Source organism: Ruminococcus callidus ATCC 27760, assembly GCF_000468015.1.
GTDB classification, from domain to species: Bacteria; Bacillota; Clostridia; order Oscillospirales; family Ruminococcaceae; genus Ruminococcus_C; species Ruminococcus_C callidus.
This window is the reverse complement of the sequence record NZ_KI260341.1, coordinates 1-8,601: the sequence shown is the minus strand read 5'-3', so window position 1 is coordinate 8,601 and position 8,601 is coordinate 1. Positions and strand designations below refer to the sequence as shown.

General features: G+C 50.5%; 9 protein-coding genes. All 9 read left to right on the top strand.

The window, feature by feature from the left end; translation table 11 throughout:
* Positions 1-151: 151 nt before the first annotated feature.
* The 9 genes from RUMCAL_RS04125 (at position 152) to RUMCAL_RS04080 (ending at position 8,554) form a co-directional block, all read left to right on the top strand.
* On the top strand, positions 152-442 hold the full coding sequence (locus RUMCAL_RS04125; RefSeq protein ID WP_040646960.1) for a DUF2325 domain-containing protein: 291 nt from the start codon (positions 152-154) through the stop codon (positions 440-442).
* A gap of 422 nt (positions 443-864) precedes the next feature.
* Positions 865-3,096 carry a glycoside hydrolase family 9 protein gene (locus tag RUMCAL_RS04120; RefSeq protein WP_021681289.1) on the top strand — a complete coding sequence of 744 codons (2,232 nt, stop codon included), beginning with the start codon at positions 865-867 and terminating at the stop codon, positions 3,094-3,096.
* Between the two features lie 14 nt (positions 3,097-3,110).
* Positions 3,111-3,620 carry a flavin reductase family protein gene (locus RUMCAL_RS04115; protein ID WP_021681288.1) on the top strand — a complete coding sequence of 170 codons (510 nt, stop codon included), beginning with the start codon at positions 3,111-3,113 and terminating at the stop codon, positions 3,618-3,620.
* 387 nt (positions 3,621-4,007) lie between these two features.
* Positions 4,008-4,427 carry a 6-carboxytetrahydropterin synthase QueD gene (gene queD / locus RUMCAL_RS04110; RefSeq protein ID WP_040646956.1) on the top strand — a complete coding sequence of 140 codons (420 nt, stop codon included), beginning with the start codon at positions 4,008-4,010 and terminating at the stop codon, positions 4,425-4,427.
* A gap of 4 nt (positions 4,428-4,431) precedes the next feature.
* Positions 4,432-5,097 (top strand): putative 7-carboxy-7-deazaguanine synthase QueE, encoded by a 666-nt coding sequence (gene queE, locus RUMCAL_RS04105; protein ID WP_040646926.1) that lies wholly within the window; start codon positions 4,432-4,434, stop codon positions 5,095-5,097.
* A 6-nt stretch (positions 5,098-5,103) separates the two neighbouring features.
* Positions 5,104-5,670: a GTP cyclohydrolase I gene (gene folE, locus RUMCAL_RS04100; RefSeq protein WP_040646921.1), complete on the top strand. Its 567-nt coding sequence runs from the start codon at positions 5,104-5,106 to the stop codon at positions 5,668-5,670.
* 12 nt (positions 5,671-5,682) lie between these two features.
* Positions 5,683-6,369: a 7-cyano-7-deazaguanine synthase QueC gene (gene queC, locus RUMCAL_RS04095; protein WP_021681283.1), complete on the top strand. Its 687-nt coding sequence runs from the start codon at positions 5,683-5,685 to the stop codon at positions 6,367-6,369.
* 1 nt (position 6,370) lies between these two features.
* Positions 6,371-6,868, top strand: coding sequence for a preQ(1) synthase (queF, locus tag RUMCAL_RS04090; RefSeq protein WP_021681282.1), 498 nt, complete (start codon positions 6,371-6,373; stop codon positions 6,866-6,868).
* A 267-nt stretch (positions 6,869-7,135) separates the two neighbouring features.
* Positions 7,136-8,554, top strand: coding sequence for an alanine/glycine:cation symporter family protein (locus tag RUMCAL_RS04080; RefSeq protein ID WP_021681280.1), 1,419 nt, complete (start codon positions 7,136-7,138; stop codon positions 8,552-8,554).
* Positions 8,555-8,601: the final 47 nt, after the last annotated feature.

Sequence of the window (8,601 nt, the reverse complement as noted above, 5' to 3'; positions counted from 1 at the left end):
TCTGTCGCACAATCTTTGTGCGGTATTGCCCAAAGCCGTTAGGCGTTCTTTATGCAGCGTTTTCCCTGGTGATGAGGGGATGCTTGGCTGCCAGAAATACCGTGGACAGCGGGAGATCCGCTTCGTCCGAGAACCATGTGAGGTGAAACTGATGAGTGTTGTAATTATCGGCGGAAACGAGTGCATGAGCCGTCAGTATGCAGATGTCTGCATGGAGCACGGCTGCACCGCGAAGGTGTTTCCGAAAGAAACCGGTCCGATCGAAAAGAAAATCGGCTCTCCGGATCTGATGATCCTGTTTACCCGTACCGTGTCCCATAAAATGGTACAGGGTGCCGTAAAGGCGGCGAAGAAGAACTCGATCCCCATTGCACGGGTGCAGAGCAGCAGCATTTCTGCACTGCGGGCACTGCTGGGACAGAAAGGTATGGCACAGGCATAATGCTTTCCCTGAAGCGGTGGGCGTGAGAACCGCTTGGGGATAAGCTTTTGCATACGAAGAACCGACGTTTTGGAAGAGAGCGTCGGTTCTTTTTTATATAAGGCAGCCCCGCATAAAGCCCGCCTGACGGCTTTGCACGCAATCTGCGTACAGATTTTCCCGTCATATTGCCCAGAAATCCCTTGCCATACGACAGTCTGCCTGCGGAATTTCTATGCAATCTGCCGAAAAATCTGACAACGCATCTTACGTACAAGCTTTGTGCGGTGCTGCCGTAAATACACTTCAGTTCGTCAAACTGCATAAAAGATATGAAATTTGTTCTATTTTCTTGACAATGGAAAGCGGATATGCTATAATGAAATGTACGTAATCAGTGATCGGCTTTTTGAGTCGAATATAAAGAATTGGAGTGAAAAAGGATGAACTGGAAAGGAAATCTAAAGAAAAAACTGACGGCAGTACTGTCCGCCGGTGTTTTGGCGGTGACGGGAACGGTTTCGGCAGTGTCGGGAATGACAGCCTCGGCACAGCCGTCAGCTGGTACATACGGAGATGCACTGAAATTATCTCTGTACTTTTTTGACGCAAATCAGTGCGGTGCAGATGATAATGTACTGACCTGGCGTGGAAAATGTCATACTTATGATGCGGAAGCATCGCTTAGCAGTGCAAAGGGACTGTCATCCAGTTCCGTGGCAGCAATCAAAGCTGCAAACGGCGGCTTGGATACCGTAGATGTGTCCGGCGGTTATCATGATGCAGGAGATCATTTGAAATTCTCGAATACAATGGGATATTCCTGTACTAATCTGGCTTGGTCTTATTTTGAAAATCCGGATTCCTATAAAGAAACCGGAAGCGAAGATCATCTTCTGTACATTCTGAAAAAAATGTGCGACTACTTTATGAAAGTGACTTATCTGGATGACAGCGGTAATGTCATTGCGTTCTGCTATATGGTAGGCGATGACCAGGATCACAACATCTGGACTGCACCGGAAGTACAAACACAGAACAGACCGACATACTGGGCAGATGCATCCAATCCGTCGGTAGATGCGTCCGGTCATATGGCAGCAGCTCTGGCAGCAACTTCTCTGGCATTTCGGGATAAAAACGCAGATTATGCAGATACTTGCCTGAAGTATGCAAATGCACTGGAAAAGTTTACAGAAAAGTATCCGAAGGCAACCTATGAGGGAATCGGCAGCTACTATTCCTGTGGCAATATTGAAGATAAGGTAGCGTGGAGTGATCTGTGGTGTGCGATTGCCAACAACAACGGAAAACTTCCGGATTCTTACCAGGCACAGTACACACCGTCTAACGGCGTATATAACGGCAGCATCTACGATTACTGGGTTTATTCCTGGGATAAGGTGTGGGGCGGTTACTCTGCTCTGCTGTATTCCATGGATCCTCAGAAGTACAGTGCACACGGCAGCGAGCTGGTGTTCGATATGGATCAGCTGGTGGGCAACAAGAATCAGGCGTATTATCCGGTCGGCGGCGGCTGGGGTGCATCCCGTTACAACTGTGCATGGCAGATGTATGCTTTGACTTATGCAAAGTATACCAGCGGACAGGACAAATACAATGAATATGCACAAGGGCAGATGGACTATTTGCTGGGAAATAATCCGGCAAACCGCAGCTATCTGATCGGTTTTGGCGATTCTTATCCGCAGCATATCCATCATAGAGCAGCAAACCCGGATAAGGATACTGCAAAATATATTTTGTACGGCACCTTGGTCGGTGGTCCGACAGATGCCAACGGTTCTTATGACGATAACACAAATTCTTATTCCTGCACAGAGCCGGCACTGGATTACAATGGCTGCTTTGCACTGGCAATTGCCGGACTGTATGCCGTTTACGGTGGTTCGACAACAGCTGCACAAAGTGCAATTGCATCTGCTTCTGAAATTAACAGTGACTTTGTATTCAGTTATGGCAGCGAAACACCGCAGCCGGGCACTACCACTACAGAACAGACGACTACCACGACAGAAGAAACCACAACGACTACTGAAGAAAGCACAGTAACAACAGAGAAAGAAAAGGCAGAATGGGCAGACTTCCCGTACTACATTATGGCAGGCGATGATTTCAGTGCTTCGATCTCCTATACCGGCAGCAATCCCGATTTCCAGTGGACTTCTTCTGACCCGAACGTTCTGGAAGTCGAGGGCAGCGGTCTGAATGTTACGCTGCATGCAAAAGACGGCGGTACTGTGACACTGACTGCAACCAACGGTTCGATCACACTTACCAAAGAGATCGGGATTGTGACTGAAGTGTTTACCACTTCTACTACCGAGGAAACCACAACAACAACAACCGAATCTGTCACAACGGATTCTGACGAAACCACTGCGACAACTTCCGGCAGCGAAACCACGACCACTACAAAGGGCGGCGATGTTACACCTGCCAGCCTGTACGGTGATGTCAATCTGGACGGCAGAGTGGATATTACCGATGCGGTAATGCTGAACAAGGCGGCTGCCAATACGGTACAGCTTTCTGAACAGCAGCGGAGCAATGCAGACTGTGATGCCAACAACGAAGTGGATTCCAATGATGCTGTGGTACTGCTGAAGTTCTTGGTATCCATTATCAAGACCTTGCCGGAAGTTGCAGAATAACGGAGGGATCGGACATGAACCGAAAGGCTTTGCAGAAGCTTTCTTACGGTGTGTATCTGGTGACGACATCGTATAACGGAAAGCCGTATGGCTGTGTGGCAAACAGTGCGATGCAGATCACCTCTGCACCGGCACAGATTGCCGTAAGCATCAACCACGATAACGCGACACATGACCAGATCGCCCAAAGCGGTAAGTTTGCACTGGCGATTCTGGCAACGGATACCGATCCGGCTCTGATCGGCGGTTTCGGCTATCGCTCCAGTCGGGACGCAGACAAATTCGCCGGCGTTTCCTGTACGGAAAAGGACGGCATGCCGGTGCCAGACGGGGCAATGGCGTGGATCACCTGCCGCGTGGTGAAGCTGATGGACGCAGGCACACATACGATTTTTCTGGGAGAAGTCACAGACTGTGACCTGAATCGGGAGGACGGCATTCCCATGACCTATCAGTTCTATCATAGTGTCATCAAGGGTGCCAGCCCGAAAAACGCTCCCACCTATATCTCACCGGAAGATTAAAAAAACACTGCATAAAGCCCGCCTGACGGCTTTGCACGCAATCTGCGTACAGATTTTCCCGTCATATTGCCCAGAAATCCCTTGCCATACGACAGTCTGCCTGCGGAATTTCTATGCAATCTGCCAAAAAATCTGACTATGCATCTTACGCACAAGCTTTATTCAGTGTTCCCTTAAAAACAAAATCACTTGACATTTCAAAAAAAGTGTGGTATACTGTGTTTCGGTAACATATCGACAGTTCGTTTGCACCATCCTGTCGCAAAACAAAACTAGGGCATCCGAAACTAGAAATCACACAAAAACCGTTTTGTGTTTGTTTGAAATGAATTTTGGATGCAGTCGTATGTGCAATGCGGCTGCATTTTTTATTGGGAGGAAAACCGTATGTTCGAACTCAAAACATCAGCCAGCTTTGACAGTGCACATTTTCTGTCCGGCTATCAGGGCAAGTGTTCCAATCTTCACGGACACCGCTGGAAAATCGAAGTGACGGTCGGGCAAGAAACTCTACAGGAAGAAGGCAACTATCGGGGCATGGTGATCGATTTCGGCGATGTGAAGCATGCCGTGAAAGCACTGGCGGACAGCTATGACCACGCTATGATTTATGAGGAAGGCACCTTGCAGCGTGCCACTGTGGAGGCACTTCTGGCAGAGGGATTCCGGCTGATCGCAGTGCCGTTTCGTCCCACGGCGGAGCAGTTTGCCAAGTGCTTCTATGAAAAGCTGACCGCAGACGGCTTGCCGGTACGCCGTGTGGCAGTCTATGAAACGCCGGAAAATTGTGCAGTTTATGAGGTGTGAGAACATGAATCGTTTGGCAGTGGTGGAGAAGTTTGTCAGCATCAACGGAGAGGGGACACATGCCGGAGAACTGGCAGTGTTCCTGCGGTTCCGCGGCTGCAATCTGAACTGCGGCTTTTGTGATACCAAGTGGGCGAATGCGGCAGATGCTCCCGCAACAGAGGAGTCTGCGGAGGAACTGGTGGAATATGTGCGGCAGACCGGTGTGCAGAATGTGACGCTGACCGGCGGAGAGCCGCTGCTCCAGCCTCACATCGGGGAACTGATCACGGCACTGGGTGCCCTGGGCTATCGGGTGGAGATCGAAACCAACGGCAGCGTGGCACTGGAACCCTTTGCGGCACTGGCATTTCGCCCTTGCTTTACCATGGACTATAAGCTGCCGGACAGCGGCATGGAATCTGCCATGAAGCCGGAGAATTTCGACCTGCTGCGGAGTCAGGACGCAGTGAAATTCGTGGTGGGCAGCAGAAGCGACCTGAACCGTGCACTGGAAGTGATCCGGCAGTATGCCCTGACGGCAAAATGTACCGTCTTTTTCAGTCCGGTGTTCGGGGCAATCGAGCCGGTGGAAATTGTGGAATTCCTTGAGGAGCACAAACTGAATCGGGTACGGCTGCAATTGCAGCTGCATAAATTGATCTGGGATCCCCAGAAACGCGGTGTATAAGGGGGTGTGACAATGGATACCAAGGCAATAGAAACCCATATTCGGGGGATTTTGGAAGCGATCGGCGAAGATCCTGATCGTGAAGGACTGCGGGAAACGCCGCAGCGTGTGGCGAGAATGTACGAGGAGATCTTTGCGGGCATTTCGTATTCCAACCATGAAATTGCAGAGATGTTCGGGAAAACATTTGAAGCCCCTTCGCCCAGTCAGTCTCAGACGGCGGTGGTGATGAAAGACATCAGCGTGTTCAGCTATTGCGAACACCACATGGCACTGATGTATGACATGAACGTCAATGTGGCATACGTGCCCCGCGGCAGAGTGATCGGACTTAGCAAAATTGCACGCATCTGCGATATGGCATCGAAGCGGCTGCAATTGCAGGAACGGCTGGGGCAGGACATTGCGGAGATCCTCATGGAAGCAGTAGGAACGCCGGACGTGGGCGTTGTCATTACTGGTTCGCACAGCTGCATGACGGCACGGGGAATCCGCAACGTTTCTTCCCGCACGACCACAAAGACATTCTGTGGTGCGTTCCAGACGGACCGCAGTCTACAGGAATTACTTTAAGGAGGTACGACCATGAAAGCAATGGTTCTTTTCAGCGGCGGCGTGGACAGCACCACCTGCCTCGGCATGGCAGTGGACAAGTACGGTGCAGAAGAAGTGCTGGCACTGTCTGTTTCCTATGGACAGAAGCACCAGAAAGAAGTGGAGGCTGCACGGAAAATTGCGGCGTATTATGGCGTTGCGTGGAAGCAGCTGGATTTGTCTGTGATTTTTGCAGATTCCAACTGCTCTCTGCTCTCCGGTTCCACACAGGAGATCCCCAAGGAAACCTATGCGGAACAGCTACAGGAAACCAACGGCAGTCCGGTTTCCACCTATGTGCCGTTCCGCAACGGACTGTTCCTCGCTTCTGCGGCAAGCATGGCACTGTCCAACGGCTGCGAAGTCATTTACTACGGAGCACATAGTGATGATGCCGCCGGCAATGCCTATCCGGATTGCAGCGATGCCTTTAACGAAGCAATGAATCGGGCGATTTATCTGGGAAGCGGCGAACAGCTGCGGATCGAAGCCCCCTTTGTCAAGTGGACAAAGGCAGACGTGGTAAAAAAAGGACTGGAACTGGGCGTGCCCTATGCATTGACATGGAGCTGCTACGAGGGCGGCGAAAAGCCCTGCGGTGTCTGCGGTACCTGCCGCGACCGTGCAGCAGCATTTGCAGCAAACGGTGTGCCGGATCCGGCACTGGGAGGTGAATGATATGGCAGGAAGAAGCAAGGAAGAAACGGGAGATATTACTCTGCTGGGCAATCAGAATACGAAGTATGCCAGCGATTATGCACCGGAGGTGCTGGAAACATTTCCGAACAAGCATCCGGATCGGGACTATTTCGTCAAGTTCAACTGTCCGGAGTTTACCAGCCTTTGTCCGATCACCGGACAGCCGGACTTTGCGACCCTGTACATTTCCTACGTGCCGCGGGAGATCATGGTGGAGAGCAAGTCGTTGAAGCTGTATCTGTTCAGCTTCCGGAATCACGGCGATTTCCACGAGGACTGTGTGAACATCATCATGAACGACCTGATCAGGCTGATGGAGCCGGCGTACATTGAAGTGTGGGGAAAGTTTTTGCCCCGCGGCGGCATTTCCATTGACCCGTACTGCAACTATGGCAGACCGGGGACGAAGTGGGAACAGGTGGCTTGGGACAGACTGACCCACCATGACATGTTTCCGGAAAAGGTAGACAATCGATAAAAGAAACACTGTATAAAGCCCGCCTGACGGCTTTATGCAGTGTTTCCTAAATACAAAAGAGAACAATGGCGTTCGACTTTACGGGATTTTTCTGTCTGGTAAAGCCGAACGCTTTCTTTTTTCTCTGAAAAAAAGTTTTTTCTGGAGTTTTGCACAATTTTTCTTGCAATTCCCCTGCGAGTATGATATAATAAAAATGTTTTTTTCTGACAATGTCGGAATGTGCAGCTTTTTGGCTGTAGAAAAATAATAAAGGAGTGAACGCAAATGGAAATGATGACGAAGATCATCAAAAACATTGATTCTTGGGTATGGGGGCTTCCGCTGATCCTGCTGATTCTTTTGTGCGGTATCTGGCTGACGTTTCGTATCCGTGGATTGCAGATACGTCGAATCGGTCTGGCACTGAAATTCATGGTCACGAATGAAGAGGAAGGCGAGGGTGAAGTCACCAGTTTTGGTGCTCTCTGTACGGCTCTGTCTGCAACGATCGGTACCGGTAATATCGTCGGCGTTGCTACGGCAATCGCGGCCGGCGGTCCGGGTGCACTGTTCTGGATGGAGATTGCAGCCCTGTTCGGTATGGCGACCAAATATGCCGAGGGCTTTCTGGCAATCAAATATCGTACGGTAGACAAAGAAGGGCACTATCTGGGCGGTCCGTTCTACTATATTGAAAATGGTATGGGCTCCCGCTGGAAGTGGCTGGCAAAGCTGTTCGCACTGTTCGGTATGCTGGCTGGTCTGCTGGGCATCGGTACCATTACGCAGATCAACGGCATCACCTCTGCGGCAAACAATTTCTTTGATGCTGACAGCAAGCACATTGCTTTCACCCTGTTCGACACAAGCTACACATGGACGACAGTCATCATGGGCTTGCTGATTACCATTTGTGTGGCACTGGTTGTCATTGGCGGTCTGAAGCGAATCTCCCAGATTTCACAGGTGGTCGTGCCGTTTATGGCAGTTGCCTATGTTCTGTGCTGTCTGATTATGATGATCTGCAATGTGACAGAGATTCCACATGCAGTTGTGGAAATCGTCAAGAGTGCTTTTGGCATGGACGCAGTTGCCGGCGGTGCACTGGGTGCTATGATCGTGGCAATGCAGAAGGGCGTTGCAAGAGGTATCTTCTCCAACGAAGCCGGTCTGGGTTCTGCCCCGATCGCTGCCGCAGCAGCACGTACCAAGGAACCGGTTCGTCAGGGTCTGGTCACCATGACTGGTACATTTATTGATACCATTATCATCTGCACCATGACTGGTCTGTCCATTGTCATTTCCGGTGCATGGCTGAATTCGGATCTGGAGGGCGTACAGATCACAGACGCTGCATTCCAGCACGGCCTGCCGTTTCCGTCACAGGTTTCTTCCTGCATTCTGATGCTCTGCCTGATCTTCTTTGCATTTACCACAATTTTGGGCTGGAGTTATTATTCTGAACGCTGCCTGACCTATCTTCGCGGTAAGGCAAGCTACACACTGACACTGGCCTACCGCTGGCTGTACATTGTGGCAGTGTTCATTGGTCCGTATCTGACTGTAGAAGCCGTATGGGACACCGCAGATATTTTCAACGGTCTGATGGCATTTCCGAACGTCATTGCACTGATTGCTCTGTCCGGCGTAGTTGCTATGGATACCAAGCAGTATTTTGCGGAAAAGCGGCATTTGCTGAAATAAAAGCAGTAATATCTTTGGCAATACCGCACAAAGAGCGTCTGGCGACT

Coding starts and splice junctions, on each gene's coding strand:
- RUMCAL_RS04125 (WP_040646960.1), top strand. CDS start 152: ATGAGTGTTGTAATTATCGGCGGAAACGAGTGCATGAGCCGTCAGTAT.
- queF (WP_021681282.1), top strand. CDS start 6,371: ATGGCAGGAAGAAGCAAGGAAGAAACGGGAGATATTACTCTGCTGGGC.
- RUMCAL_RS04115 (WP_021681288.1), top strand. CDS start 3,111: ATGAACCGAAAGGCTTTGCAGAAGCTTTCTTACGGTGTGTATCTGGTG.
- queD (WP_040646956.1), top strand. CDS start 4,008: ATGTTCGAACTCAAAACATCAGCCAGCTTTGACAGTGCACATTTTCTG.
- RUMCAL_RS04080 (WP_021681280.1), top strand. CDS start 7,136: ATGGAAATGATGACGAAGATCATCAAAAACATTGATTCTTGGGTATGG.
- queC (WP_021681283.1), top strand. CDS start 5,683: ATGAAAGCAATGGTTCTTTTCAGCGGCGGCGTGGACAGCACCACCTGC.
- queE (WP_040646926.1), top strand. CDS start 4,432: ATGAATCGTTTGGCAGTGGTGGAGAAGTTTGTCAGCATCAACGGAGAG.
- RUMCAL_RS04120 (WP_021681289.1), top strand. CDS start 865: ATGAACTGGAAAGGAAATCTAAAGAAAAAACTGACGGCAGTACTGTCC.